We start from the raw sequence: 25219 nt of genomic DNA on the forward strand, positions 1-25219 counted from the left end.
TTTTTAAAGAACGTTCTTAGAGTCACGCAAAGCAGGAGGCGCGGTGCCCAGTCAGACCATCTCCAAAGTCCTCGTAGCCAACCGTGGTGAGATCGCGGTCCGGGTGATCCGAGCGGCAAGGGATGCCGGACTGGCCAGCGTGGCGGTCTACGCCGAGCCCGATGCCGACGCACCGCACGTGCGGCTCGCCGACGAGGCGTTCGCGCTGGGCGGCCAGACGTCGGCAGAGTCCTACCTGGACTTCGGCAAGATCCTCGACGCCGCGGCCAAGTCCGGCGCCAACGCCATCCACCCCGGCTACGGCTTCTTGAGTGAGAACGCCGACTTCGCCCAGGCCGTGCTCGACGCCGGCCTGATCTGGATCGGCCCGAGCCCGCAGTCCATCCGCGACCTCGGCGACAAGGTCACCGCCCGCCATATCGCGGCCCGCGCCCAGGCGCCGCTGGTGCCCGGCACCCCCGACCCGGTCAAAGACGCCGACGAGGTGGTGGCCTTCGCCAAGGAGTACGGCGTGCCGGTGGCGATCAAGGCGGCCTTCGGTGGCGGCGGCCGCGGCATGAAGGTGGCCCGCACCATCGAGGAGATCCCCGAGCTGTTCGAGTCGGCCACCCGCGAGGCGATCGCGGCGTTCGGCCGCGGCGAGTGCTTCGTCGAGCGCTACCTGGACAAGCCGCGTCACGTCGAGGCTCAGGTCATCGCCGACACCCACGGCAACGTCATCGTCGCCGGTACCCGCGACTGCTCGCTGCAGCGCCGCTTCCAGAAGCTCGTCGAGGAAGCCCCCGCGCCCTTCTTGACCGACGCGCAGCGCAAGGAGATCCACGAGTCGGCCAAGCGCATCTGCAAGGAGGCCGGCTACTACGGCGCCGGAACCGTCGAGTACCTGGTCGGCCAGGACGGCCTCATCTCCTTCCTCGAGGTCAACACCCGCCTGCAGGTCGAACACCCGGTCACCGAGGAGACCGCGGGCATCGACCTGGTACTGCAGCAGTTCAAGATCGCCAACGGCGAGAAGCTCGAACTCACCGAGGACCCGACTCCCCGCGGCCACGCGATCGAGTTCCGGATCAACGGCGAGGACGCCGGCCGTGGCTTCCTGCCCGCGCCCGGCCCCGTCACCCGCTACGACATCCCCACCGGCCCCGGCGTGCGCCTGGATTCGGGCGTCGAGGCCGGTTCGGTGATCGGCGGGCAGTTCGACTCGATGCTGTCCAAGCTGATCGTGTACGGCGCCACCCGCGAGGAGGCGCTGGCGCGTTCCCGTCGGGCGCTGGACGAATTCCAGGTCGAAGGTCTGGCCACCGTCATCCCGTTCCACCGCGCGGTCGTCAGCGATCCGGCGTTCATCGGTGACGGCAACGGATTCACCGTCCACACCCGCTGGATCGAGACCGAGTGGGACAACACCGTCGAGCCGTTCACCGGTGGTGGCCAGGTCGACGAAGAGGAAGCTCAGCAGCGCCAGAAGGTGGTCGTCGAGGTCGGCGGCCGTCGGGTCGAGGTCTCACTGCCCGGCGACCTGGCGTTGGGCAACGGCGGCGGCCACGCCGAATCCGGCGCCATCCGCAAGAAGCCGAAGGCGCGCAAGCGCGGCTCCCAGGCCGGCGCCGCCGCCTCGGGTGATGCGGTGACCGCGCCGATGCAGGGCACCGTGGTCAAGGTCGCCGTCGAAGAAGGCCAGACCGTGGCTGCCGGTGACCTCGTCGTGGTGCTCGAGGCCATGAAGATGGAGAACCCGGTGACCGCGCACAAGGACGGTGTCATCACCGGTCTGGCCGTCGAGCCGGGTGCCGCGATCACCCAGGGCACTGTGTTGGCGGAGATCAAGTAAGCCCGATCAGGTGCGCAGGCGCCGCCGCGCCTGATTGACCCCGTGCTGTCTGGCGGGGCTCACCCGTTGCGCTCGGGTTCTCGCACGCGCGGCGCCGTCGAGCGCGACCGCTCCGATGGTGATCATGATCGCCGCCAGGAGTGCGCCGCCGACAATGTCGCTGACCCAGTGCGCATGGATGACTACGCGGCTGATCGCGACGGCTGCGGTACCGGTGATTGCGATGGCGGCCAATGCGTTTCGCAATGTTCGACCGCCGCGCGCGGCGATGCCGACGGCTACGATGCCCAGCAACGTGGCGGTGCCGGCGACATGCCCCGAGGGAAATGGGTGCGGCTCATCGCTCAGCATCGGGCTGGCTGCCATTTCCGCCTGGCTCACCGGGCGCTCGATCAGGGCTGCCATGACGTTCTTGGCCAGCACGGCTGCGCCGGTGGTCATGACCACGACGACGCCGGGTAGCACTGATCGAAATCGAACAGACAGCACCGCCCCACTGACAACGCCCGCGATCGCGATGGCCCTGGGGTTGCCGATGTAGGCGATCGCCGCCCCTGCACGACGGATCCGGGGGAACCGCTGCGTCCAGTGATCGATCCACGCGGTCGTCGGAGCGTCCAGGGCGGTTACCCAACCATGGACGTGCACGCTGATCGTCAATCCGAGGAGGGCCAAGACCAGCCCCGAAACGATCAGCGGCGGAGCCCAGCTTCGACTGCACTTCACTGCGCCCGCTGCCAGTAGCAACCCTGAACCTATGAGCGCGCTGGTGAGAATGCCGATGCCGGCATTGTGCCATCGCCACGTGATCCCGACATTACGAGGTTCTTCACGCGATCCAGCATTATGGACCTGTGAACGAAGACGAGGGGGTCCGGATCGGCACAGCCGAGCGAGAGGAAGCGCAGGAGCTGCTCAGCCGACAGTTCTCCGAGGGGCGCCTCAACCCTGACGAGTTCTCCGAGCGCAGCGCCGCGGTCGCCGCCGCGGTGACCCGCGCCGACCTCGCGCCGATATTCGCCGACCTTCCGGCCAGACCCGGCGAGCACCGCACCCCGGACATCGCGCGGCCACGGGATTGGCGGGCCGTCGTCATGGCCTTCACCCCGCTGGTCGCGCTGGCGTGCACAATTTTGGTGCCGCACGGCTGGCTCGCGTGGCTGGCGCTACCGGTGCTCGGCCTGCTTCTCTTCGGTCGCCGCTGACATGGATCCCGTCGAAATCAACGCGGGCGCTTGGTATTTGCGCGCCTTGCGGGCCGACGAGAGAATCGACGACCGCCCCGCGCTCGCCGACCTGGGCGAGACCGATCCGGAATACGTGACGAGAAGTCTTGCCGGCTGGGAGCAGGACCGGGTCTACTCCTGGGCGGTCTGCGAGCCGACCACCGGTGAACTACTCGGCGAAGTGGTGCTCGACGTACGCACCGGGATGATCCAGCTGCGGGCTCGCCGTGGTCATGCCGAAGCGACCCAGACCGCGGCCGACTCGGTGCGCCGCTTCGCCCAGTCGATCGGCACCGATTAGCGCTCGTCGATGTCGCGCCCGGTGGCCAGGTCCGCACAGTCGACCGCCACCACATCGGTGCGGGACCCCAGAAAGCGTCGTGCGCCCTCGTCGCCATCCAGGGTGGCCCGTAGTGCCGGCCAGTGCTCGCGGGCGATGACGACCGGATGGCCGGGCCGCCCGTGATAGCTGGCACGGGCCAGGCCGGACGACGACTCGCGTGCGGCCCCGAGTACCCGAGCGACGACGTCGGCGCCGATGTCGGGGGTATCGACGGTCAGGATCACGGCGTGATCGGCGTCCGATACCGCCGCCAGTCCGGTTAGCAGGGAAGCTCCCATCCCGCGCCGCCACTGTTCTGCGACCACCGAACGGGTGCCTGCCGGAACGTCGACAATCGCCGCGCCCAGCACCACCACCACGTCATCGCAGCCGCCGGCGGCCAGGGCCTCGACCGCCAAGCGCAGCCATTCGCCCTGGGCAGCAAGCACTTTGGGCATGCCGTAACGGGTACCCGCACCGGCCGCCAGGAGGATGCCGGCTGACCGGCCCGGCTTCGACATGTAGACAGTGTGAACCCAACTGCAAGAAGATCATGAGAACCCGCTGTTAATGCTGTTCGCTGGTCTGACTAGTGGCGTACAGTTCGAGTCAGGTTGAGTTCACAGCCGCCCGGAAAAACGTCAAAGACGTGCGAGGCGTGCAAACTCCCGCACTACACGGGCCTACCCACTCTGGCGTGATCCACAGTACGAATATTCGTTCGCTGATGGAGTCACTATGTCTGTCTTCAGTACAGATCAACCCGAGCGTTCGGCTGTGTCGCATTCGCATGATTGCCACACCGCTCGCTTCACCACTATCTGGCCCGACGAGACCGTCGGGATCATCACCGTCCAGGGCGAGCTCGACGCCTCCAATGCGGTCGCCTTCGCCGACCATGTCGACGCGTGCGCGGGTGTGGGCGTCCGTCTGGTGCTGGACCTGAGCCCGCTCAGCTTCTTCGGAACCGCGGGGTTCTCGGCGCTGCACACCATCAACGTGCGATGCGCCAATGCCTCGGCACGATGGGTGATGGTGACCGGCGAGGCGGTGTCGCGGCTGTTGCGGGTCTGCGATCCCGACCACACGCTGCCGGTCGCCGACTCCGTCCGGGAGGCCGTCGAACTGCTCGACGGTGAACCCCGTCGGCTACTCCAACTGGTCCCGGAGCCGAGTTAGCGACTTCGCGAGCAGGCGCGAGACGTGCATCTGTGAGATGCCGACGCGCTCGGCGATCTGAGTCTGGGTGAGCGACTCGAAGAACCGGAGCAACAGGACGGTGCGTTCACGCTCGGGCAACTGCGCGAGCAGCGGACGCAACGCCTCCCGGTTCTCGATCTGATCCAGGCTCAAGTCGACGTCACCCAGGGTGTCGACGATCGCCGGCGCGTCCTCGTCGCTGCCGCTGCCGCCGCTGTCGATCGACAGGGTGTTGTACGAACTGCCCGCGACCAAGCCCTCGACGACCTCTTCGCGCTCCATGCCGAGTTCTTCGGCGAGTTCGGAGGCGGTCGGCGCGCGCCCGAGCCGCTGGGACAGTTCCGAGGTCGCCGCACCCAGCCGCAGGTGCAGTTCCTTGAGCCGGCGAGGCACTTTGACCGACCAGCTGTTGTCCCGGAAGTGGCGCCGGACCTCACCCATGATGGTGGGGACCGCGAAGGACACGAAGTCTGAACCGGTCTCGACGTCGTAGCGGATGACCGCGTTCACCAAGCCGACGCGGGCCACCTGAACGAGGTCGTCTCGTGGTTCGCCGCGACCGTCGAAGCGGCGGGCGATGTGGTCGGCCAGCGGCAGGCAGCGCTCGACGATGCGGTCGCGCTGTCGCTGGAACTGGGCGGAGTCAGGATCCACCTTCGCCAACTCCCGGAACATGTCCGGAACGTCGGCGTACTCCGAGTTCGTCCGCCTGGGCGAACTATCCGTAGCTCGGGAATTCACCGCCCGGAGCCCGCCCGCCTCGTGGTCAGGGTGATTCCGAAGACCTGCCCATCGCTGCTGGACTCGTGACCGTTGTGGAATGTCTGCACATCGTCGGTCAGCGAACTCAGCACGTGCCAGCTGAAGCTACCGGGGGTGACCACGTCGTTGGTATCGCATGTCGTCGACGCTTCCACCACCACCACGTCGTCATGCGCGTCGACGACGACGACGAGCGTCGCGTCGGGCGACGCTGAACGAATCAGCCGGGTGCAGGCCTCGTCGACGGCCAGCCGCAAATCTGCGACCGCGTCGAAATCCAGGTCCTCGAACGTGCCGACCGCGCCGACCACGGTGCGCAGTACGGCCAAGTTCTCCAACCTGGCAGCAACCCTCAATTCGACCGCGCTCTCACCCCGCTGGTGCGCGCCGCCTTGGCTTCCGCCGTCCGTCATCTGGCCTCCTGGCAATGTCGACCCGAGACTACTCCAGTCCACGGGCGTGCTAGCCACGGTCGTGTGATGACCGAGTCGGCCGGGTAACCGGGGCGCATGAGGCCGGAAGCGAGCGCAGCACTACCCAGGAAGTCGTCATCATAGTGGCCCCCCCGTACCCACCCGCCATACTGTTCAAACCTGGGCGCCGCAAATTCTTGTTCGTCCAGCGATGAGACCTCGGCGCAGTTCGGTCGACGGACCCGGTTTCCGTCGCGTTTGACGCGGCGAGGGTTTCTCCTTTTCCATAGCCTGGCGCAAAGTGTGGATATCACCTCATCCCAGCGGACATATCCGGGCCGCGGGCACCGATGCGGCCGGCCGTCGCCGACGCGGCGTCACGAGCCACCCGCCGCTCCGTCGATACTTCCGGCCACCACATACTCTGCGCCGGGGATTCCGGGAAGGACTTCGATCAGGGTACTGAATCCGTTGTGCGGAAACAGCTTTCCGACGGCGACGAGATGAGGGCCTGCACCGCGATCGGCAATCGGCCCCTCGATGGAGAACGCGTCGACGTCCACGCCGAGCCGCATCAGATCGACGAGCTCGTCTACGCACGAAGCGACCACCCGGTCAGCTTGTCCGGCCAGAAGCCGTTCCATCTTCGATCGCGCATCGAATAGGTTGGCGCCCATGGCATGACCGTGTTCGGTGATGGCCAGTGAGCGAAAAGTCTGTACCGTCGCACGCCGCGGGCGCGCGCCGCCGGTTGGGTGCTCAGGCCTGACGTTCAGAAAAACGCCGTCCACCACCGCGCACCCTGCGGTACTGCGCCAGCCGGGTCGAGTGTCGTTGCGAGATGGTCGAGAGCCGGCTTCCTTACCGGAGACTGACTTTGGCCTGACCTCCGCGTTCGGAGCGTCTTTTGTTGCGGCGCCGTCAATTTGGGGTTGGTGCACCCCTGCGCCATCGAGCCACCGGGATGTCATGGCGAGCCGGCACCCGGGGTAAATTGTTCCGAATGATCGAGCACGACCCCATACCCGACGACGTCCCTGTTCCCGATGCCATCGAGCAAATCCGGCCCGCGACAGAGTCCGCCGACCTGGAGAGTCTCGATATCGACGAGCGCGTGCCGGTCGATGACGGCGCCCCTCCACTGGAGAGCAACGAATTGGATTGGCAGGACCAACGCGAGGTCGTCGAGGATCCGGACCCGGACGAGATTCGTTAGTTAGGGAAATGTTTGGCCCAGCGGGGGCTCTGGGTACAAGTTTCTCCGGGGAATAGCAACCTCAGCAAAGGGGGTAGGAGATGTCGAGCGCCTCTGCGGCGAGATCGGATGTCGACGACATCCGTTTTTTTCGGCCCAGTCGGTCCTGCGCCTATGAAGGCTGGACCGTCGCTGAGCTCAAGAAAAGGGCGAAGCAACTTGGGATCTCAGGCTATTCGGGCCTGAGCAAAGAAAAGCTGATCTCGCTCATCCGCAGTTATTGACGCCGAACTTCGATAAAGGTCCAGCCGAGTTGCTGGACCTTTCTCGTCATTGGTGAACCAATGCCGCCACCGAGTCAGTGCCCGGACAGTTCCCACACGCTCGCCGACATCCGGTCGGTCATCGTGGTCACCGCGACCTGGCCACCGTCGTCACCCTGACACGCCATCGCCTGGACGATCGCGTTGTTGCGCAGTCGCGCCTCCGCGTAGCACGTCCAGTCGAACGGGATGCCGATCTGCTGCTTGCTCCATCGCACGGTGTCGGCATTGATGTCGGGCACGGTGAACTTCCACGCGGCATCGCCGCCGCTGCTCAGCGCGCGTTGACCGTCGCAGGCCTTCGCGTTCTTGGTTCCGGTGGCGAACTGCGCAGCCGCCGCGGTCGCGTCGACATAGATCGCGACCGCCTCGGCGACCACATGGTCGTGCTTGTCGCCATCGGTGAACAACATCACATGCATTCCCAGCGAGTTGTCGCCGAGGAACGCAGCCATCCCGGCCGCGTCAAGCGCCGAACACGCGGGGACGGCCGAGGACCCGGGAATGGGCCGGGTCTGGTCGGCATCGGTCTGCAGTTTCACGCCGATGATGTCGCGCAGCTGCGCCGGTCCGATGAGCACCTGGTCGGTGTCACCCGCACGCAGCGGCGTGATGCCTTGAGCGGGATTGGACACCGCACTTCCTGCGACGGTCTGCGCGCACCCGGCGAGCAGGACCGCCGCCGCACCGAGAATCGCAGCCAGCCGCATAGGTCGCCAATGCTAGACCGCCGCGCGCAATACCTCTCCCAGGGCAGCCAGCGCGCGGTCGATCTCGGCGCGTGACACGGTCAGCGCCGGGCGGAACCGCACGCTGTCTCCGCCGCTGCCGAGCATGATGACGCCGCGCTTCCACAGCTCGGCCAGCACGGCATCGCGGCGCTCGGGACTGGGAAGACTGAACGCACACATCAATCCGCGCCCGCGCACATCGCCGACCTCCGGCAGCTGCCCGGCGAGATCCTCGAGTCCGGCAAGCAGGTAGGCACCCATGTCGGCGGCCCGCGCGAACAGGCCGTCGGCCTCGATGACCTCCAGGATCCGCCGCGAACGGACCATGTCGACGAGGTTGCCGCCCCACGTCGAGTTGATCCGGGAGCTGACGGCGAAGACGTTGTCGGATACTTCGTCGACCCGCCGGCCGGCCATGATCCCGCACACCTGGGTCTTCTTGCCGAACGCGACGACGTCCGGGGTGAATCCGAGCTGTTGGTAGGCCCACGCGGTGCCGGTGATGCCACATCCGGTCTGCACTTCATCAGCGATCATCAGCGCGTCGTGCGAATCGCAGAGTCGGCGCATCGCGGCCAAGAACTGCGGCCGGAAGTGCCGGTCGCCGCCCTCACCCTGGATCGGTTCGACGATGAAGCAGGCGATGTCGTGCGGATGAGCCTCGAAGGCCGCGCGAGCCTGTCGCAGCGACTCTGCCTCCAGAGCATCCATATCGGCGCCGGGCCGCACGTAGGGGGCGTCGATACGCGGCCAGTCGAATTTCGGGAAGCGCGCCACCTTCACCGGATCGGTGTTCGTGAGCGACAGGGTGTAGCCGCTGCGACCGTGAAAGGCGCCCCGCAGGTGCAGGACTCGGGTGCCGAGCGCGGGATCGATCCCCCGCGCCTCGTTGTGCCGGCTTTTCCAGTCGAACGCCACCTTCAGCGCGTTCTCCACGGCCAGGGCACCGCCGTCGACGAAGAACAGGTGCGGCAGCTCGGGATCGCCGAGCACCCGGGAGAACGTGTCGACGAAGCGCGCCATCGGGACCGTGTAGACGTCGGAGTTGGACGGCTTGTTGATCGCGGCGCGCGCCAGCTCGGCACGGAACGCCGCGTCGTCGGCCAGTGCGGGGTGATTCATACCCAGCGCTGACGACGCGAAGAACGTGAACATGTCGAGGTACTCGGCGCCGTCGCGGGCATCGACCAGCCACGACCCCGACGACCGCTCCAGGTCCAGCACGAGGTCCAGGCCGTCGGCCAGGATGCTGCGGGCCAACACCGTACGGACATTTCCAGGGTCGACGACATGGAGATCGTCACGCGACAAGAGTTCCGTCATGACGCGATACTAACGCAATTTTTACGCTTTCAACGCCTCTGGCCGTAACTATTTCGGCAGCGAGACTCTCTCCCTGTAAAATGTGTTTAGAATGACGGTGCTTCGGGTTCGTACGTTCGCGGCGGTACGGATCTGTTGCAGCAGTACCTCCAGCGCGGGCGGCGACGCGACGCGCACGAACAGGACGTAGCTCTCCTCGCCGGCCACCGAATAGCACGCCTCGATTTCGGCGATGTGTTCCAGCCGCGCGGGGGCATCATCGGGTTGGGAAGGATCGAGAGGGGTGATTGCCACGAACGCCGACAGCATGGGCCCGAACGCGTCGGGATTCACCCGAGCGCTGTATCCGGTGACGACCCCGCGGGACTCCAGACGACGCACCCGCGACTGGACCGCTGACACCGACAGGCCGGTGGCCGCGGCCAGCTCGGCCAGGGTGGCCCTGCCGTCGGCGACGAGTTCACGAACCAGCGTGCGATCGACCTCGTCGAGACCGGGTGTCGCGTCTGCGTTCTCCGCCATGGCCGCACACTATCCCAGCGGTGGTGTTGCGTGAGTCATGTCGAAATCTGGCAGCTGCGAGCACGCTTCGCCGCGGCACTGTCGACGATGTACGGCGCCGAGGTCCCCGCCTACACAACGCTGGTCGAGGTCAGCGAGGCCGTCAACCGCGATTACGCCGCCCGGCATCCGCACGCCGAGCGGCTGGGTTCCATCGAACGCGTCACCGCGGAGCGCCACGGCGCGATCCGCGTCGGCACCCCGGCCGAATTATCCGATGTGGCAGACCTTTTCGGGGCATTCGGGATGTATCCGGTGGGCTACTACGATCTACGCGAAGCCGCATCACCCGTGCCGGTGGTGTCCACGGCATTTCGCCCGCTGGACGCTTCCGAGCTGGCGCGCAACCCGTTCCGGGTGTTCACCTCGATGCTGGCGACCCGCGACGGCCGGTTCTTCGATACCGACCTGCGCCGGCGCGTCGACGAATTCCTGGACCGGCGCCAACTGTTCGATCCGCAGCTGATCGCCGACGCCCGCCACATCGCGGCCGCCGGCGGTTGTTCCGAGGCAGCGGCCGAGGATTTCGTGCCACGTGCGGTGGCAGCGTTCGCGCTGTCGCGCGAGCCGGTCGACCGGTCCTGGTACGCCGAACTGACCGCCGTCTCGGCCGTCGCCGCCGACATCGCCGGGGTGCCCACCACCCACATCAATCATCTGACGCCGCGGGTGCTCGACATCGACGATCTGTACGCCCGGATGAACGAGCGCGGGATCGCGATGATCGATGCCATTCAGGGACCGCCGCACTGGGACGGCCCCGCAGTGCTGTTGCGGCAGACGTCGTTTCGCGCGCTGGCCGAGCCGCGCCGTTTCCGTGAACCCGACGGCCGCGTCACCGACGGCACGCTGCGGGTGCGCTTCGGTGAGGTGGAGGCCCGCGGTGTCGCCCTGACCCGCAAGGGCCGCGAACGGTATGACGCCGCGATGTCGCACACAGACCCGGCCGCGGTATGGGGTGACTACTTTCCCGCCTCCGACGGCGAGATGGCCTCTGCGGGCCTGGCCTACTACCACCGCGGGGACCCCGAAGCGCCGGTGGTCTACGAGGATTTCCTGCCCGCCTCAGCCGCCGGGATCTTCCGGTCCAATCTGGACGCCGACACCGAAGCCGCCGCGGTGGCAGACGAATCCGGTTACGACATCGACTGGATGGCCGGCACGATCGGCCGCCCCATCCACGACCCCTACGACCTGTACGACGCGACCGCCCAGGAGGCCCCCGTATGAGAACCGCCCACGATCTGCGCGCATCCGTGCGCGCCGCCTTCGATGCCATCGGCGCAAAGATCGACCTCACCGAGCCGGGCGCACCCGGCCTGCCGGCGAGCACTCCGGTGACCGGGGAGGTCTTGTTCGCCGTCGCCGAGACCACACCCGAGCAGACCCACACCGCGATCGCAGATGCGGCGCAAGCGTTTACGTCCTGGCGTACCACACCCGCCCCGGTTCGCGGCCGGCTGGTCGCGCGGCTCGGCGAATTGCTGCGCGAGCACAAGACGGACCTGGCCACCCTGGTGACCGTCGAGGCGGGCAAGATCACCTCCGAAGCCCTTGGCGAGGTCCAGGAGATGATCGACATCTGCGACTTCGCCGTCGGGCTGTCCCGTCAGCTGTACGGGCGGACCATCGCCTCCGAACGCCCGGGGCACCGGCTGATGGAGAACTGGCATCCGCTCGGCGTGGTCGGGGTGATCACCGCGTTCAACTTCCCGGTCGCGGTGTGGGCGTGGAACACCGCGGTGTCGCTGGTCTGCGGCGACACCGTGGTGTGGAAACCCTCGGAGCTCACCCCGCTGACCGCGATCGCCTGTCAGGCGCTCATCGAGCGGGCGGCCGCGGATGTCGGAGCGCCGGCTCATCTCAGCCGCCTGGTCCTCGGTGGCCGCGAGGTCGGCGAGGCAATGGTCGACGACCCCCGGGTGGCACTGGTGTCGGCGACCGGTTCGGTGCGGATGGGCAGGCAGGTCGGTCCGCGGGTCGCCGAACGCTTCGGCCGGGTGCTGTTGGAACTCGGCGGCAACAACGCCGCCGTCGTAACCCCCTCCGCCGATCTGGATTTGGCGGTGCGAGGCATCGTGTTCTCCGCGGCCGGCACCGCCGGACAACGGTGCACGACGTTGCGCAGGCTCATCGCGCACACCTCGGTGGCCGACACTCTCGTCGAGCGGATCACCGCCGCCTATCGCAGCCTCCCGATCGGGGACCCGGCAGCCGAGGGAACACTCGTCGGACCGCTGATCCACGAGACCGCCTATCGCGACATGGTCCGCGCGCTGGAGCAGGCGCGCACCGACGGCGGCGAGGTGATCGGTGGCGAGCGGGTGCACGTCGGCGGTGAGGCGACGGAGGCGTTCTACGTCACGCCTGCGGTGGTGCGGATGCCCGCCCAGACCGAGATCGTGCACAACGAGACGTTCGCGCCGATTCTCTACGTGCTGACCTACGACACCCTCGATCAGGCGATCGAGCTCAACAATGCTGTCCCACAGGGGCTCTCGTCGGCAATTTTCACCGCCGACGTCCGCGAGGCCGAACGTTTCCTGGCGGCCGACGGCTCGGACTGCGGGATCGCCAACGTGAACATTGGAACCTCCGGAGCCGAGATCGGCGGGGCGTTCGGCGGCGAGAAGCAGACCGGCGGTGGTCGCGAGTCGGGATCGGATTCGTGGAAGGCCTATATGCGCCGCGCCACCAACACCGTCAACTACTCCTCGGAGCTACCGCTGGCCCAGGGCGTGCACTTCGGCTAACCACCCAGCAGGCTGAGCAACTCGCCGCGGCCGATCTGGTTGACCAGAGTGGCGGCGTCGAAGTAGATCCGTTCGTTGGTGATGCGGTCGCCGTCGAAGGAGAACACCGCGATCACCGGCACCCGGAAGGCCTTGCCCGTCGGCGGCAGCCCGTAGAACTCACCGAGATTCGTTCCCAGCAGGTCGAACTCGACGATCACGCCGTCGTCGGTGACGTGGAAGCTGGCGTTCTCGTGGCGCTGGTCGGGGAACGCGGTGCGCGTGGTGCGGTAGTAGGTCATCACTTCGTCGTCACCGTCGAAGACCTGTTTGGTCGGGACGATCTCGTAGCGCGGGTGTCCGTTGAAGGTTGCCAGGGTGCGGTCGAACTCCTTGGTCACCTCGGTGTCCATGTGTTCGGTGATGACGTCGAGCCGACGCCGACGCATATCGTCGCTGATCATCGTGTTCCTCCGGGCGGCTGGGGCTGTTGTACTTGTGTCAGTATGTCCGCATGCCGGAATCACCCGCCCGCCGCCGTCTGTCTCCGCAAGACCGGCGCAGCGAACTCCTCGCGTTGGGCGCCGAGGTGTTCGGCCAGCGTCCGTACGACGAGGTCCGCATCGACGAGATAGCCGAGCGTGCCGGGGTCTCGCGCGCGCTGATGTACCACTACTTCCCCGACAAACGCGCGTTCTTCGCCGCGGTGGTGCGGGCCGAGACCGAGCGACTGTTCGAGGCCACCAACACCCTGGCCGCCCAGGGCGAGACGCTCTTCGAGCGGTTGCGGGCCGGCGTCGTGGCCTACATCCGCTACGACGAACAGCATCCGCACGGCGCATGGGCGGCCTACATCGGGATGGGGCGTACCGACCCGGTCCTGCGCGGCATCGACGACACCGACAACGAGCGGCAGATGCAGCGGATCATGGCCGCGATCACCGACGTGGTCCACGGCGATCTGGACTCAAAGGTCGAGCGTGATCTGCGGGCGATCGTCTACGCGTGGCTGGCGTTCACCTTCGAACTGTGCCGCCAGCGTGTCCTCGACCCCTCGATCGACGCCGACCATCTCGCGGATTCCGGCGCGCACGCACTGCTCGATGCGATCGTGCGGGTGCCGGGCATCCCGACGGCGCTGGCCGAGGCGGCCGACCGCCGCTGAGTCAGCGCACGGTCGCGAAGAACGCCCGGACGTCGTCGACGAACAGCTCGGGCTGCTCGAAGGCGCCGAAGTGGCCGCCGCGCGGCATATCGGTCCAGCGGGTGATGTTGTAGGTGTTCTCACACCAGCTGCGCGGGGGCCGCATGATCTCCTTCGGGAACCGGGCAATCCCGGTGGGCACCTCGACTCTGCCCTGCGCACCGAAGGACCGGAAGCTCTCCCAATACAGCCGGGCTGACGACGCGGCGGCATTGTTCACCCAGTACAGCATCACGTTGTCGAGGATCTCGTCTCTGCTGAGCGCGTTCTCGGGATGGCCGTCGCAGTCGGTCCACGCCCAGAACTTCTCGACGATCCACGCCAGCTGACCGACCGGGGAGTCGGCCAATCCGTAGCCGAGCGTCTGCGGACGGGTGGACTGCTGCTTGGAGTAGCCGGAATCCCATTTGGCGTAGTACTCCCCCGCTGCCAGGGCGTCCTTCTCCTCGGCGGTGGGGTCCGTCAGCGCGCCGCTCGGGAAGGCCATCGGCATGTTCGTGTGGATCGCGATGCAGTTGCCACCGTTGCGGCCGATCTGCGTGGTCACTGCCGCACCCCAGTCGCCACCCTGCGCCACGTAGCGCTGATAACCCAACGTCGCCATCAGCGCGTCCCACGTCGCGGCGATCTTCTCGATGCCCCAGCCGGTCGTCGTCGGCTTGCCCGAAAACCCGTAGCCCGGCAGGGACGGGCACACCACGTGGAAGTCCGCGGTCAGCGGTTCGATCACCTTGGTGAATTCGACCACCGAGCCGGGCCAGCCGTGCGTGATGATCAGCGGCAGCGCATCGGGATTCGATGACCGCTGATGGATGAAATGCAGCTCCAGTCCGTCGATCTCAGTGAGGTAGTGGTCGAACCGGTTCAGCGCGGCCTCCCGCTGCCGCCAGTCGTAGTCCTCGGCCCAGTAGTCGGCCAACTCCCGGGTGTAGGCCAGCGGTATGCCCTGGCTCCAGTCGTCGACGCATTCCTGCTCGGGCCAGCGGGTGCGCTTCAGCCGATCCCGCAGGTCAGCGAGTACGTCGTCGGGTATGGCGATGCGGAATGGACGGATATCGGTCACTGTCGCTGCCCTGTCATGGAGAAGTTGGCGCAATCCTAGCCAGCCAGGACATGCGCCGGTCTAATGTCTGCGCTCATGCGGTTGGTGGTCGATCTGAACAAGTGCCAGGGCTACGCGCAGTGTGTGCCGCTGGCGCCTGAGGTGCTCGAACTGGTCGGGGAAGAGGCCTTGGCATACGACCCCAACCCGGACGATTCGCAACGGCAGCGGGTGTTGCGGGCGGCGGCATCGTGCCCGGTTCAGGCGATCATCCTCGAAGTGGATCCGCCCGCCGATCGCGAGACGCCATGATCGGCACCTACAACCTGGACGAGGTGGTCGCGAAGTTCAGGGCAGAGGGCCGCATCGCGATCGTGGGCGCCTCACTGGCGGGACTGCGCGCGGCAGAGGCGTTGCGGGAGAGAGGGTTCAACGGTTCACTGACCATCGTCGGTGACGAACCGCACGAACCCTACGATCGGCCACCGCTGTCGAAGCAGGTACTCAAGGGCTGGGTTCCGGCCGACCACACCAAGCTCCCGCGACTGCGCCGGGTGGACGCCGACTGGAAGCTGGGCGTCGCGGCGGTCGGCTTGGACCGGCCCAACCACGTGGTGACACTGGCCAATTGCGAGGACGTCGGCTACGACCGGCTACTGATCGCGACCGGAACCCGGGCGCGCCCCTGGCCCAACCCCGCCGAAGGCGCCCTGCGGGGTGTCTTCACCGTCCGCACCGTGGAGGATGCCGCCGGGCTGGCCGCCGCCTTGAAGGACCGCCCCAAGCGGGTCCTGATCGTCGGCTCCGGGTTCGTCGGATCCGAAATAGCCTCGGTCTGCCGTGATCTCGGCCTGGCCGTGACGGTGGCCGAGCGGGGCAAGGGCCCGTTGCGGGGTGCGCTGGGCGGAGTCATCAGCGACATCGCCGCCGCCATGATGCGCGACGCCGGCGTGGACCTGCGCACCGGCGTTGGGGTGACGGGCCTCTCCGGTGACAGCACCGGGCAAGTGCGGTCGGCCCACTTCTCCGACGGCACCGAACTCGACGTCGACGTGGTGGTGGCATCGCTCGGCTCGATCCGCAACGTGGAGTGGCTCGACGGGGCAGGCCTGGCCGCGGGCCAGTGGGGGTTGGCATGTGACGCCGGTTGCCGGGCCTTCGACATCAACGGTGTGGTGACCGACCACATCTTCGTCGCCGGCGACGTCGCACGCGCCCCGCACGTGCTCTACGGCTACGAGTTCCTCTCCCAGGAGCACTGGGACAACGCCGTGTTCGGCGCGGAAGTGGCCGCCAACAACATGATTCATCTCGAGGTCGGCCGGCGTCCGCACCTGCCGCTGCCGTCGTTCTGGTCGGGCCAGTTCGGCGTCAACATCAAGAGCGTCGGGGTGTGCTCGTTCGGCGACGAGATCGTGTTCACCCAGGGGTCGCCGTCGGAGCGCCGGTTCGCGGCCGCCTATGGCAAGCGTGGCCGGATCGTCGGCGCGGTGACCTTCAATCACGGCAAGTGGCTGCCCTACTACGCCTCGCTGATCGAGAAGTCTGCACCGTTCCCTCCCCCACCGCCCGGCTACGACCGGCCGGTGGATGCCGAACCGATGCCGGCCCGCTTCCCCGATCCGCGTGAGCCCGCGGGCAATCCCGATGTGGTGCTGACCGGACATGACCCGACCGAACGCAGCGCCCAGTTCCGTCCGCGGGCGTAAGGAGACCGTCATGGATGCCGCAACCGCCTGGGCCGAGGCGATGAAGTTCGAGAATCGCGCCAACCCCTATCCGTATTTCGAAGAGCTGCGCCAGAATCCCGTGGCCAAGGTGTCGGAGAAGACCTACGTGGTGACCGGTTATGCCGAAGCCGTTGCGCTGGCCCATGATCCGCGGGTCAGCTCCGACATCGGCCGCAGCCCGTCGGGCCTGTTCGGCGAGAAGCAGGCCCACCTCGAGCCCCAGGAGGCCGTGCAGACACGCGATTCCAGCATGCTGGTTGCCGACCCACCCCAGCACGACAGGATGCGCAGGCAGTTCATGCGGCACTTCGGCCCGCCGCACACCCCGGATCTGATCCCGGGCATGGAGTCGATGGTCGCCGATCTGGCCAACGAACTGTTGGACAAAGTAAAGGCACGCGGCGGTACCCGAATGGACGTCGTCGACGACTTCTCCTACCCGATCCCGGTGTCGGTGATCTTCCGGGTGCTGGGCGTCCCGATGGCCGACGAGCCCCAGTTCCACGGGTGGGTAACCGATTTCATGCAGGGCGCCGACGTCGGGCCGGAGCGCGATACCGAGGAAGGCCGTGCGGCGACGGCGAAAGCCGCGGCGAGCATGGCCGAACTGAATTCTTACGTCCATGATCTGGTCGAGCGCCTGTCCCGCGAACCGGCACCGGGGCTGCTGTCGGCCGCCCTGCACGACGACGGCCCGGACGGTCCGGTATCTCGAGCCGAAGCCGAATCCAACGCGCAGCTGCTTCTGGTCGCCGGGCATGACTCCACCGTCAACACCATCAGCAATTGCGTGATGACGCTGCTGCGCAATCAGGGCTCGTGGGAACTGGTCCGCAACAACCCCGAATTGATCCCGGGCACGGTCGAAGAGGTGCAACGCCTCCAGGGCGCGGTGCAGTTCTTCCCGAGCCGCTGGGCCACCGCCGACATCGAGATCGGTGGAACGCGAATTCCGGCCGGGTCGGCGGTGTTCCTGGTCTGGGCGGCCGCCAACCGCGATCCGCGCCGGTTCGCCCACCCGGACCGGTTCGATCCGATGCGCACGGACAACGAGCACCTCGGCTTCGGCAGCGGCATCCACACGTGTTTCGGCGGACCGCTGGCACGCCTGGAGATCAACGTCGCTCTGGAGATATTCCTCAAGCGGGTGCGATCACCGCGGCTCGTCGTCGACCCGCCGCCCTACCGGCGCAACCAGGTGTTCCGCGGACCCCGGCATCTATGGGTGGATTTTGCGTCGATCGACGATTGACGCCGTTAGGCTTTGGTGCGTGCGCTTGTCGTGGCCGCTGATTGGCCGCACCGGGCAGATGCGATCCATCGAGTCAGCGATCGCGGCGCCGGGGGTGGCGGGCGTTGTCGTGTCCGGCGCGGCCGGGGTCGGAAAAAGCAGGATCGCCCGCGAGGCGCTGAGCGCCGCTGAGGCGCAGGGTTTCCAGGGTCGGTGGGTGGTGGGCGCATCCTCGGCCCGGTCCATTCCGCTGGGTGCGTTCGCCGCGTGGACGCGGCGTGGCGCGTCTGAAACCGTTCAGCTGGTCCGGGGTGTGATCGAGTCATTGGTTGCCACAACGTCGTCCGCAGATGTGGTCGTCGCGGTGGATGACGCGCAGCTGCTCGATGACCTGTCGATCTTCGTCCTGCATCAGCTGGTTCAGCGCCGCGCCGCGAAGGTCATCCTGACCATTCGTGATGACGAGACCGTTCCGGCCGCACTGCAGGAGATTTCGGTGGCCGGTCGATTCGACCGGATTGCGGTTGCGCCGTTGTCACTCGACGACACCACCGCCCTGCTCGCGGCGACCCTGAAGGGACCCGTGGAACACTGGTGCGCACAACGGATTTGGCAGCTCACGCACGGCAATCCGCTCTACTTGCGCAACATCGTCGAGCAGGAGGTCGCCGACGGGCGACTCGTGCAGCATCGTGACACATGGGTGTGGGCCGGCGATCTCGTCCTGCCGCCCGACCTGGTCGGCTTGATCGAATCCCGGATCGGCACATTGCCCGGCGCGGTCGGCGATGTGATCGACCTCCTGGCCGTCGCCGAGCCGATGGAGTTACCCGTCCTGGCGCGCATCGCCGATCCCGCGGCGATCGAGGAGGCCGAAACCCGCGGCCTGATCTCGTTGGAGGCGACCGGAAGCGGTGTCCAAGCGCGAGTTGCCCATCCGATCTATGGCGAAGTGCGTCGCCGCCGGGCATCCGTCACCCGGTTGCGGCGATTGCGCGGACTGGTCGCTGCCGGACTGGCCCGCTCGAACGACGCCGACGATATCCGGGTGGTGGTGAAGCGAGCCACTTTGAGCATCGAATCCGATCTCGCACCCGACCCGGACCTTCTGGTGCGCGCCGCCCACGGTGCGGTCTGGCTGGCCGACCTGTCACTCGCCGATCGGCTGGCCGCGGCAGCGGTCGCCGCCGGTGCGGGACACGAACCCAACTTCGTCCGCGCGCACGCACTTTCGTGGCTGTCGCGCGGCGCCGAAGCCGACGCCGTGTTGACAGCGATGGCTGCCGGCGATCTGACCGACATCGATCGGGCCCGGCTCGCGTTCCACCGAGCCAGCAACATGTTGTGGGTGCTCGGCGATCCGCCGCGCGCGATCGAGATCGTGGACCGGGAGTCCGGCGTCGAGTCTGCGGAGGCGCGCACCTACCTCGATGCGTTCCGCGTCGTGCACCGGTTCGCCACCGATGACCCACGGTCCGCGCGAGACGCCGCGCACCCGCTCGTCCTCGGTGATCTGCCGCCGGTCGTCGGCGCCGAGATCGCGTGGGCGTTGACGGTGGTGTCGGGCGAGGCCGGCAAGGTCACCGAAGCCGAGGCCCACGCCGAGTCGGGGTATCAGGCCGCGACGCGCCGATTCGATGCACCGCAGATGCGCTTCAACATCGCGGACGCCCATCTCACCGCGCTCCTGCTTGCCGGGCGGGTCGCCGATGCCGGCGAGGTCGCCGACGGCGTCGGCAGGCAAGCCGCCGATCTGCCGGGAGAAGCTCAGCTACTCGGAGCGGCGGTCGCCGGACGGGCCGCACTGGGCGCCGGCGACGTCGACATGGCGTGCCGACTGCTGGGACAGGCCGCGCTGGGTTTGTCGGCCGCCGGCCACGGGATGGGCTGGGGCTACCGCTACAGCGTCGTGCGCGTGACCGCACTCGCCCTGCACGGCGACGTCGTCGAGGCGGCCGCGCTGCTCGCCACCCTCGACACCATCCGACGCCCGTTCCGATCACTGGACTACGAGGTGAGCCTGGCCCGCGCCTGGGTGGCCGCGAACCAGGGTGCCGTCAGCGAGGCAATCGCGATGGCCTCCGCCGCCGCCGAGAGAGCCTGCGCGAAAGGTCAGTTCGGGGCGGAGGCGCTGTGCTGGCAGACGGTCACCCAGTTCGGCGACCGTACCTGCACGGCCCGGTTGACCGAGCTGGCGACGATCGTCGAAGGTCCCCGGGCCGCTGCGGCGGCCCGCTTCGCCGCGGCGTTGCACGACGGTGATGCCCACGAGCTCACGGCGGTTTCAGAGGTGTTCGAGGACCTGGGTGATCGGATCGCGGCAGCCGACTCCGCAGCACACGCCGCGGTGATCCACCGCCGTCAGGAGCAGCGCGGGTCCGCACTGAGTTGTTCGACTCGGGTCGCGGCGCTGGCGCAACGGTGCGGTGGATTGGTCACCCCGGCTGTCCGACAGGCGTCCCAACGGCTGCCGTTCACCGGACGCGAGCGGGAGATCGTCATGCTCGTCGGGCAGCAATTGTCGAACCGCGCGATCGCCGATCGTCTCTGCCTGTCGGTGCGCACCGTCGAAAGCCACGTCCACCGGGCGATGGCCAAGACCGGCACCAAGACCCGGGACGAGCTGGCAGCCCTGCTGCGGTGAGCTGATTGCAGTAGTGAACTACTGCAGCGCGGCGCAGGTACCCGGTCGATGATCGTCCTACCGGCTGAACACTGCCGGACGAATGACTCCGGCCTGCGGCGGGGACAGGCCGGAGTCGTTTCGTCCGTCGGGAGAGGGGAACGCCATGACTGCCGGCATCACGCCGTGGCCGTTGTCCGCGAAGTCGGCGTCGGCATTGGCCGGCACAGCGGCAACCCTGCAGCGGGTGCTCGAGGACCAACCGGACACCGACCCGGCCGACGTCGCCCACGCGTTGGGCAATGACCGCGCGTCCTTTCGGCACCGCGCGGTGATCGTCGGTGCGGGCCGCGGCGAACTGCTGGCCGGGTTGCGGGCGATCGCGTCCGGCACGCCGTCCCCGGGTGTCATCACCGGCAGAGCGACCGGCGCGAGCCGAACGGCATTCGTGTTTCCCGGGCAGGGGTCGCTGTGGGTGGGGATGGCGAGTGAATTGCTCGACGCTGCAGGAGCCTTCGCCGATGAGATGCGGCAGTGTGACGACGCGTTCGCCGAGTTCCTCGACTGGTCACTGATCAGGACGCTGCGTGGTGAACCCGGCTCACCGGGCGTGGACCGCCACGACGTCGCGCAGCCGATACTGTTCGCGGTGATGGTGTCCCTGGCCGCGCAGTGGCGTGCGCTGGGCGTCGAACCCGATGCCGTCGTGGGACATTCACAAGGCGAGGTCGCGGCGGCCTATGTGGCAGGCGCGCTCTGTCTGCGCGACGCCGCCCGGGTCTTGTGCGCACAGTGTGAGGCCATCACCGGCGTCGTGGGATCAGGCATCGCGGTGTCCATCCCCGAGCCCGTCGACCACGTCTGTGAGTTGATCGATGCGTGTGACGGTTCCATCGCGATCGCCGAGCGCAACAGCCCGTCCTCCACGGTCGTCGCGGGAAGTGCGGTCGCCATCGCCGACCTGCTTACCCGCTGCGAGTGTGAACACCCGCCGGTCAAGCGAATCCCCCTGCCCTACGCCTCCCACTCCGTGCACATGGACGAGCTGCGCGAAAGCCTGCGCCAGCAGCTCGCCGACGTGCGGCCCGGACCCACCCCGGTCACCGTCATCTCGACAGTCACCGGAGCCGCTGCCGATGCGTCGGTACTCGACGGTGACTACTGGTTTGCCAATCTGCGCCAACCGGTGTTGTTCGAAGATGCCGTGCGTTGGGCATACGGGCGGGGTTACCGCACCTTCATCGAATGCAGCCCGCAACAGATATTGTCCGCTGACATCGAGGAATCGTTGGATGACTGCGGTGACGACGTCACGGTGGTGGGCACCCTGCGGAGTGACGACGGCAGCGTGCGACGCTTCTTGATGTCGTTGGCGCAGAGCCACGTTCGCGGCACATCGCCGAACTGGACAAGCGTGCTGGACGCCTTCGGGCACCGCCAAAGGGGTTAGGTGCTCGCCCAGGCCATGTGCCCCTCGAAGCCGAGTGACTCCGCCATCGCGCGATAGTCGCTCGCCAACTGCCGATACTGGTCGTCCTCGTCACGGGCCCTGGCCAGCAACGCGCGCAAGCGCAGCCTCGTGATGTCGACGATCGCCGATCCGTGGTCGAAATACAGGTCGTCCAGGCCGGCAAGCGCATCGTGGGCTTCGGCGAGGTCGCCGTCGGCGCGCCGCTCTGCGAGCGCCTCGACCAGGATCGCGACTCCGGCGACGATCCAGCCGAGACTGCGTTGCTCGCGCAAGGTCGCCAGCGCATCACGTATCACCGGTATCGCCGTATCGCGATCGCCGAATTTCGCCCGTTGGCGCGCGGCGAACATCTGGGTGACCGGCACCAACGACGGCACCCGGACCCGCAGCATGGCGAGTGCCTTGTCCATCAGTTCGAGCCCGCGACGCCGTTCGGATTCACTGTGCCGGTACATCAGAGCCAGCCCTAAGCCGTACTCCGCCAATGTCACTGCGTTGTCGTTTCCGACCCGCTGGGCGGTCTCGACCGCGCGCTGACTTGCCTCGACCGCGGAGTCGTCAGCCTGCAGGACTCCGTAGCCGATCTCGAGGCTGTACGTCCAAGCCAAGAGAAATCCCTGCGTCGCCGGGTCGGCCGCCTTCGCCATCGACATCGCGTCGGTCAAGTCTTCGCGCCACCCCGGCTGCCCGTGCCACCATCGGGCTATTCCGCGGAATGCCATCGCGGCCGAGAGCGGGGAGGCGAAACCGAATCCGGCACCCACACTCGGATCACCCGCGGCCAGGTCGATGACTCGCTGCGTCCACCGTGAGATGTTGGCGAAATCAGCCTGGTTGAACCAGGTGGCGAACGCGGAAAACGACAGCCCGACAGTCAAGTTCGGATCACCGATGGAGTCCAGCAGGTCCATCTGCTCGGTTGCCAGCACCGCCGCTTCGGGGGCCCGATTGGCGTAGAGATACTCGGTGACCTGCCCGGTCATGCCGATGGCGAGAGACACGCTGTCACCGGCCGCGCCGCACAGCTCCCGGAGTTCGTCGAATCGGCCGCGGCTCTCGGTGATGGCGCTGGCATGAAAATCGCTGGCGCACAGCATTGTCCGCGGAGCGATCCGCATCGATAATCTGCCGGCGCCAGCATCGGGCAGTTCGTCGGCGATCTGGCGTGCCCTCTCCCAGTTCAACCGGGCCGCACGAATGTCGCGGCTCGCCGACCAGGTACCGGCCCGCATGTGCCAGGCGTAGGCGGCCTGAAGATCACCCGCCGCGTAGAGATGTTCGGCGACAAGCACCGCATTCTCGTCGGCAAGGTCGGGGGCGAGTTGCTCGATTGCGGCTGCAAGCCGCCGATGCCACAGGGTGCGGTCGGATTTCAGCTGAGATTCGTAGGCGACCGCCTGGATCAGCGGATGACGGAACGCGTACTCCGCGGTGGGTGTGAACCGGACTTGATCGACCAGTTCGACGCGAAGCAGCTCATCCATCGTCGTGTCCACGTCGAGCGTGGCCAGCAACTCGGCGCCGAAGTGCGCGCCGATCACCGCGGCGGCGTGCAGGGTTCGCTTCGCGGGTTCGCCGAGCCGGTCGATCCGCGCGCTGATGGCGGCCTGCACCGTCACCGGAACGCTCAGGTCGGTGACATCCGCCCGGCAGGTGAAGTGTCCGTGGGAACCCGTCAGCACACCGCGCTGCGCCAGCTCACGGACCATCTCCTCGGCGAAGAACGGGTTGCCTGCCGCACGATCCGCGATCACCCCGACCAGGTCCCGCACCGACGGGTCTGCGCCAAGCAATTCGGTCAACAGGGTCGCGGTGTCCGAGTGGCCCAGCGGACCCAGCGAAACCGTCTGTGCCGATGCCATTCCCGCAAGCGGACCGGTGTATTCGGGGCGGAAGGTAATGAGCACCATGGCAGGTGTTTGGGGCACCACGGCGAGGAATCCGGTCAGCATCGACCCGCTGACCGCATCCATCCAGTGGGCGTCTTCGACGATCACGAGCGCGGGCGCAACCCGTGCCAACGACACGGTGTTGACCAGTGCGGTCAGCCGCCGTCGCCGTGCATCCGGATCGATTCGCGGCAACGGCACATCGGCGTCAGCCACCCCAAGTAGGTCGTCGAGCAGCAGCAGATCCTGCGGATCGGCTCCGGGGATCAGGCTGCGCAACCTGTGCCGGGCAGTGTCGGGGTCCAGCCCGACCACGCCGGTGACCGCGCGCAACAGCCGACTCACGGCATAGAACGGCATGTCGGCAGCGTGCGACCCGCACAACGTCCACATCACCTCCATGCCGCGGTCAGCCGCCATCGCCGCGGTCTCCCGGGCAACCCGGGACTTACCGATCCCCGGCGGTCCCACCAGCCGGACCACCCCGCCGCGCCCGTCGACAGCGCGCTCGGCAATGGCGTCCAGGACGGCCATCTCCCACCGCCGGCCCACCAGACTCGCCTCCGCACGATCCACCGGTCGATCACCAAGAAGCACATTCACCAATCGGTACGCACGAACCGGATCGTCGGCGCCCTTGATGTGCACCCATTCCGGATCGGCGAGCGTCGCAACGTTTTCGACCAGCCGCGCCGTCGACTCCGACAGCATCACCGCCCCCGACGGCGCCGCCGACTCCATCCGCTGTGCCATCCCCACGGTCTTACCGGTGGCGCGGTAGCCGAGCGCTCCGGAACCCATCTCACCTGCGATCACGCGCCCGGAGTTCAGCCCAACCCGGACGTCGATGTCGAGGCCGTCATGGTGCTTCACCGTCGCCGCGAGCCGGGCCATCTCGTCCTGGATGTCGAGGCCTGCCAGACACGCGCGGAAGGCGTGATCTTCCAGCGCTGCCGGCGCGCCGAACAGTGCCATGATCCCGTCGCCGTTGTACTCCACCGACCCGCCGTACCGGCGCGCCACCGCGGCGGATCGCTCCACCAGGTCGGTCATGACCTCACGCAACCGCTCCAGATCGAGCGCCGCCGCAATGTCCATCGACCGCGCGACATCGGCGAACAACACGGTCACCTGCTTGTATTCGGCATGGTCCGCGGCCGGAGTCAGGCGCTCACCACACGAACTGCAAAACCGGGCCCCGTGCGATGGCTCGGCCCCACACGACCGACATGCTGCGATAGCCGACGTCACTGCACCCCCCGAACGCCGCAGCCTCCCCCGATGGCTGCCCCTCCGGCCACCAGTATGGCGCGCAAACGTTCGATGATCGACATATCCGTCAATTGCGGGCCGCGTCCGCCCCTTCGATCTGTCGGTACCCCCTGGCACCCTGGACTCGTGAGTTCCCCC

At 67.4% G+C, this 25219-nt stretch carries 25 protein-coding genes and 1 pseudogene; 15 read left to right on the forward strand and 11 right to left on the reverse strand.

Features of this window, described 5'->3' with window-relative positions; translation table 11 throughout:
* Positions 1–43 precede the first annotated feature (43 nt).
* Positions 44–1831, forward strand: coding sequence for a biotin carboxylase N-terminal domain-containing protein (locus AB4879_RS17595; RefSeq protein ID WP_370508608.1), 1788 nt, complete (start codon positions 44–46; stop codon positions 1829–1831).
* A gap of 6 nt (positions 1832–1837) precedes the next feature.
* Here AB4879_RS17595 and AB4879_RS17600 read toward each other — a convergent pair whose 3' ends face one another.
* A complete protein-coding gene (locus tag AB4879_RS17600; protein WP_370508609.1) occupies positions 1838–2557 on the reverse strand; it encodes a phosphatase PAP2 family protein in 720 nt (239 codons plus the stop codon).
* 128 nt (positions 2558–2685) lie between these two features.
* Here AB4879_RS17600 and AB4879_RS17605 point away from each other — a divergent pair, with 128 nt between their 5' ends.
* The gene (locus AB4879_RS17605) at positions 2686–3036 is read left to right on the forward strand and encodes a DUF1707 domain-containing protein (protein ID WP_370508610.1); all 351 of its coding nucleotides are present in this window, start codon (positions 2686–2688) and stop codon (positions 3034–3036) included.
* 1 nt (position 3037) lies between these two features.
* Positions 3038–3358 carry a hypothetical protein gene (locus tag AB4879_RS17610; RefSeq protein ID WP_370508611.1) on the forward strand — a complete coding sequence of 107 codons (321 nt, stop codon included), beginning with the start codon at positions 3038–3040 and terminating at the stop codon, positions 3356–3358.
* On the opposite strand, the gene AB4879_RS17615 is transcribed toward AB4879_RS17610, so the two are convergent.
* On the reverse strand, positions 3355–3900 hold the full coding sequence (locus AB4879_RS17615; protein ID WP_370508612.1) for an NTP transferase domain-containing protein: 546 nt from the start codon (positions 3898–3900) through the stop codon (positions 3355–3357). The two genes, AB4879_RS17610 and AB4879_RS17615, sit on opposite strands and share 4 nt — an antisense overlap.
* Positions 3901–4117: 217 nt before the next feature.
* Between AB4879_RS17615 and AB4879_RS17620 the strand changes: the two genes are divergently transcribed.
* On the forward strand, positions 4118–4558 hold the full coding sequence (locus AB4879_RS17620) for an STAS domain-containing protein (protein ID WP_370508613.1): 441 nt from the start codon (positions 4118–4120) through the stop codon (positions 4556–4558).
* Here the strand turns inward: AB4879_RS17620 and AB4879_RS17625 are convergent.
* The gene (locus AB4879_RS17625; protein WP_036340373.1) at positions 4529–5254 is read right to left on the reverse strand and encodes an RNA polymerase sigma factor SigF; all 726 of its coding nucleotides are present in this window, start codon (positions 5252–5254) and stop codon (positions 4529–4531) included. The two genes, AB4879_RS17620 and AB4879_RS17625, sit on opposite strands and share 30 nt — an antisense overlap.
* A 62-nt stretch (positions 5255–5316) precedes the next feature.
* Positions 5317–5754 carry an ATP-binding protein gene (locus tag AB4879_RS17630; RefSeq protein WP_102808563.1) on the reverse strand — a complete coding sequence of 146 codons (438 nt, stop codon included), beginning with the start codon at positions 5752–5754 and terminating at the stop codon, positions 5317–5319.
* 286 nt (positions 5755–6040) lie between these two features.
* Here AB4879_RS17630 and AB4879_RS17635 point away from each other — a divergent pair.
* Positions 6041–6124 (forward strand): annotated as a pseudogene (locus AB4879_RS17635) (hypothetical protein); the annotation flags it as partial.
* A 7-nt stretch (positions 6125–6131) separates the two neighbouring features.
* On the opposite strand, the gene AB4879_RS17640 reads toward AB4879_RS17635, so the two are convergent.
* Positions 6132–6545, reverse strand: a complete 414-nt coding sequence (locus tag AB4879_RS17640; RefSeq protein WP_370508614.1) for a hypothetical protein — start codon at positions 6543–6545, stop codon at positions 6132–6134.
* A gap of 212 nt (positions 6546–6757) precedes the next feature.
* On the opposite strand from AB4879_RS17640, the gene AB4879_RS17645 reads away from it, so the two are divergent.
* Entirely contained in the window at positions 6758–6970 is a 213-nt protein-coding gene (locus tag AB4879_RS17645; protein ID WP_102808561.1) for a hypothetical protein, read from the forward strand.
* 80 nt (positions 6971–7050) lie between these two features.
* Positions 7051–7233 carry a Rho termination factor N-terminal domain-containing protein gene (locus AB4879_RS17650; protein WP_109751034.1) on the forward strand — a complete coding sequence of 61 codons (183 nt, stop codon included), beginning with the start codon at positions 7051–7053 and terminating at the stop codon, positions 7231–7233.
* 74 nt (positions 7234–7307) lie between these two features.
* On the opposite strand, the gene AB4879_RS17655 is transcribed toward AB4879_RS17650, so the two are convergent.
* From AB4879_RS17655 to AB4879_RS17665, 3 genes are read right to left on the reverse strand one after another with little or no spacing between them, the layout of a single operon-like run.
* Complete coding sequence (locus AB4879_RS17655; protein ID WP_370508615.1) at positions 7308–7982, reverse strand: sensor domain-containing protein; 675 nt, start codon at positions 7980–7982, stop codon at positions 7308–7310.
* 12 nt (positions 7983–7994) lie between these two features.
* Entirely contained in the window at positions 7995–9326 is a 1332-nt protein-coding gene (gene lat, locus AB4879_RS17660; protein WP_370508616.1) for an L-lysine 6-transaminase, read from the reverse strand.
* Positions 9327–9374: 48 nt separating this feature from the next.
* Positions 9375–9848: an Lrp/AsnC family transcriptional regulator gene (locus tag AB4879_RS17665; RefSeq protein ID WP_370508617.1), complete on the reverse strand. Its 474-nt coding sequence runs from the start codon at positions 9846–9848 to the stop codon at positions 9375–9377.
* A gap of 30 nt (positions 9849–9878) precedes the next feature.
* On the opposite strand from AB4879_RS17665, the gene AB4879_RS17670 reads away from it, so the two are divergent.
* Complete coding sequence (locus tag AB4879_RS17670) at positions 9879–11117, forward strand: 2-oxoadipate dioxygenase/decarboxylase family protein (RefSeq protein WP_370508618.1); 1239 nt, start codon at positions 9879–9881, stop codon at positions 11115–11117.
* A complete protein-coding gene (locus tag AB4879_RS17675) occupies positions 11114–12640 on the forward strand; it encodes an aldehyde dehydrogenase family protein (protein WP_370508619.1) in 1527 nt (508 codons plus the stop codon). Before AB4879_RS17670 ends, AB4879_RS17675 begins: the two co-directional genes overlap by 4 nt.
* Here the strand turns inward: AB4879_RS17675 and AB4879_RS17680 are convergent.
* Positions 12637–13083: an ester cyclase gene (locus AB4879_RS17680; protein WP_370508620.1), complete on the reverse strand. Its 447-nt coding sequence runs from the start codon at positions 13081–13083 to the stop codon at positions 12637–12639. The genes AB4879_RS17675 and AB4879_RS17680 overlap by 4 nt on opposite strands.
* Before the next feature lie 50 nt (positions 13084–13133).
* Between AB4879_RS17680 and AB4879_RS17685 the strand changes: the two genes are divergently transcribed.
* On the forward strand, positions 13134–13784 hold the full coding sequence (locus AB4879_RS17685; RefSeq protein ID WP_102808554.1) for a TetR/AcrR family transcriptional regulator: 651 nt from the start codon (positions 13134–13136) through the stop codon (positions 13782–13784).
* Between the two features lies 1 nt (position 13785).
* Here the strand turns inward: AB4879_RS17685 and AB4879_RS17690 are convergent, their stop codons facing one another.
* Entirely contained in the window at positions 13786–14877 is a 1092-nt protein-coding gene (locus tag AB4879_RS17690) for an epoxide hydrolase family protein (protein ID WP_370508836.1), read from the reverse strand.
* 84 nt (positions 14878–14961) lie between these two features.
* On the opposite strand from AB4879_RS17690, the gene AB4879_RS17695 reads away from it, so the two are divergent.
* The 5 genes from AB4879_RS17695 (at position 14962) to AB4879_RS17715 (ending at position 21899) form a co-directional block, all read left to right on the forward strand.
* A complete protein-coding gene (locus AB4879_RS17695) occupies positions 14962–15177 on the forward strand; it encodes a ferredoxin (RefSeq protein ID WP_083121535.1) in 216 nt (71 codons plus the stop codon).
* A complete protein-coding gene (locus AB4879_RS17700) occupies positions 15174–16574 on the forward strand; it encodes an NAD(P)/FAD-dependent oxidoreductase (RefSeq protein ID WP_370508621.1) in 1401 nt (466 codons plus the stop codon). Before AB4879_RS17695 ends, AB4879_RS17700 begins: the two co-directional genes overlap by 4 nt.
* Before the next feature lie 10 nt (positions 16575–16584).
* Positions 16585–17847 carry a cytochrome P450 gene (locus tag AB4879_RS17705; RefSeq protein ID WP_370508622.1) on the forward strand — a complete coding sequence of 421 codons (1263 nt, stop codon included), beginning with the start codon at positions 16585–16587 and terminating at the stop codon, positions 17845–17847.
* 19 nt (positions 17848–17866) lie between these two features.
* Positions 17867–20470, forward strand: coding sequence for an AAA family ATPase (locus AB4879_RS17710; RefSeq protein ID WP_370508623.1), 2604 nt, complete (start codon positions 17867–17869; stop codon positions 20468–20470).
* 145 nt (positions 20471–20615) lie between these two features.
* Positions 20616–21899, forward strand: a complete 1284-nt coding sequence (locus AB4879_RS17715; RefSeq protein ID WP_370508624.1) for an acyltransferase domain-containing protein — start codon at positions 20616–20618, stop codon at positions 21897–21899.
* Here the strand turns inward: AB4879_RS17715 and AB4879_RS17720 are convergent.
* On the reverse strand, positions 21896–25060 hold the full coding sequence (locus AB4879_RS17720) for an adenylate/guanylate cyclase domain-containing protein (protein WP_370508625.1): 3165 nt from the start codon (positions 25058–25060) through the stop codon (positions 21896–21898). The genes AB4879_RS17715 and AB4879_RS17720 overlap by 4 nt on opposite strands.
* Positions 25061–25219 lie beyond the last annotated feature (159 nt).

This window comes from Mycobacterium sp. SA01 (genome assembly GCF_041287105.1).
Classification (GTDB): Bacteria; Actinomycetota; Actinomycetes; order Mycobacteriales; family Mycobacteriaceae; genus Mycobacterium.

What these genes read in the sequence shown, in the direction of transcription:
- AB4879_RS17610 (WP_370508611.1), top strand. Translation starts at nt 3,038, where the DNA reads ATGGATCCCGTCGAAATCAACGCGGGCGCTTGGTATTTGCGCGCCTTG.
- AB4879_RS17615 (WP_370508612.1), bottom strand. Translation starts at nt 3,900, where the DNA reads ATGTCGAAGCCGGGCCGGTCAGCCGGCATCCTCCTGGCGGCCGGTGCG.
- AB4879_RS17620 (WP_370508613.1), top strand. Translation starts at nt 4,118, where the DNA reads ATGTCTGTCTTCAGTACAGATCAACCCGAGCGTTCGGCTGTGTCGCAT.
- AB4879_RS17625 (WP_036340373.1), bottom strand. Translation starts at nt 5,254, where the DNA reads ATGTTCCGGGAGTTGGCGAAGGTGGATCCTGACTCCGCCCAGTTCCAG.
- AB4879_RS17630 (WP_102808563.1), bottom strand. Translation starts at nt 5,754, where the DNA reads ATGACGGACGGCGGAAGCCAAGGCGGCGCGCACCAGCGGGGTGAGAGC.
- AB4879_RS17645 (WP_102808561.1), top strand. Translation starts at nt 6,758, where the DNA reads ATGATCGAGCACGACCCCATACCCGACGACGTCCCTGTTCCCGATGCC.
- AB4879_RS17650 (WP_109751034.1), top strand. Translation starts at nt 7,051, where the DNA reads ATGTCGAGCGCCTCTGCGGCGAGATCGGATGTCGACGACATCCGTTTT.
- AB4879_RS17655 (WP_370508615.1), bottom strand. Translation starts at nt 7,982, where the DNA reads ATGCGGCTGGCTGCGATTCTCGGTGCGGCGGCGGTCCTGCTCGCCGGG.
- lat (WP_370508616.1), bottom strand. Translation starts at nt 9,326, where the DNA reads ATGACGGAACTCTTGTCGCGTGACGATCTCCATGTCGTCGACCCTGGA.
- AB4879_RS17665 (WP_370508617.1), bottom strand. Translation starts at nt 9,848, where the DNA reads ATGGCGGAGAACGCAGACGCGACACCCGGTCTCGACGAGGTCGATCGC.
- AB4879_RS17675 (WP_370508619.1), top strand. Translation starts at nt 11,114, where the DNA reads ATGAGAACCGCCCACGATCTGCGCGCATCCGTGCGCGCCGCCTTCGAT.
- AB4879_RS17680 (WP_370508620.1), bottom strand. Translation starts at nt 13,083, where the DNA reads ATGATCAGCGACGATATGCGTCGGCGTCGGCTCGACGTCATCACCGAA.
- AB4879_RS17685 (WP_102808554.1), top strand. Translation starts at nt 13,134, where the DNA reads ATGCCGGAATCACCCGCCCGCCGCCGTCTGTCTCCGCAAGACCGGCGC.
- AB4879_RS17695 (WP_083121535.1), top strand. Translation starts at nt 14,962, where the DNA reads ATGCGGTTGGTGGTCGATCTGAACAAGTGCCAGGGCTACGCGCAGTGT.
- AB4879_RS17700 (WP_370508621.1), top strand. Translation starts at nt 15,174, where the DNA reads ATGATCGGCACCTACAACCTGGACGAGGTGGTCGCGAAGTTCAGGGCA.
- AB4879_RS17705 (WP_370508622.1), top strand. Translation starts at nt 16,585, where the DNA reads ATGGATGCCGCAACCGCCTGGGCCGAGGCGATGAAGTTCGAGAATCGC.
- AB4879_RS17715 (WP_370508624.1), top strand. Translation starts at nt 20,616, where the DNA reads ATGACTGCCGGCATCACGCCGTGGCCGTTGTCCGCGAAGTCGGCGTCG.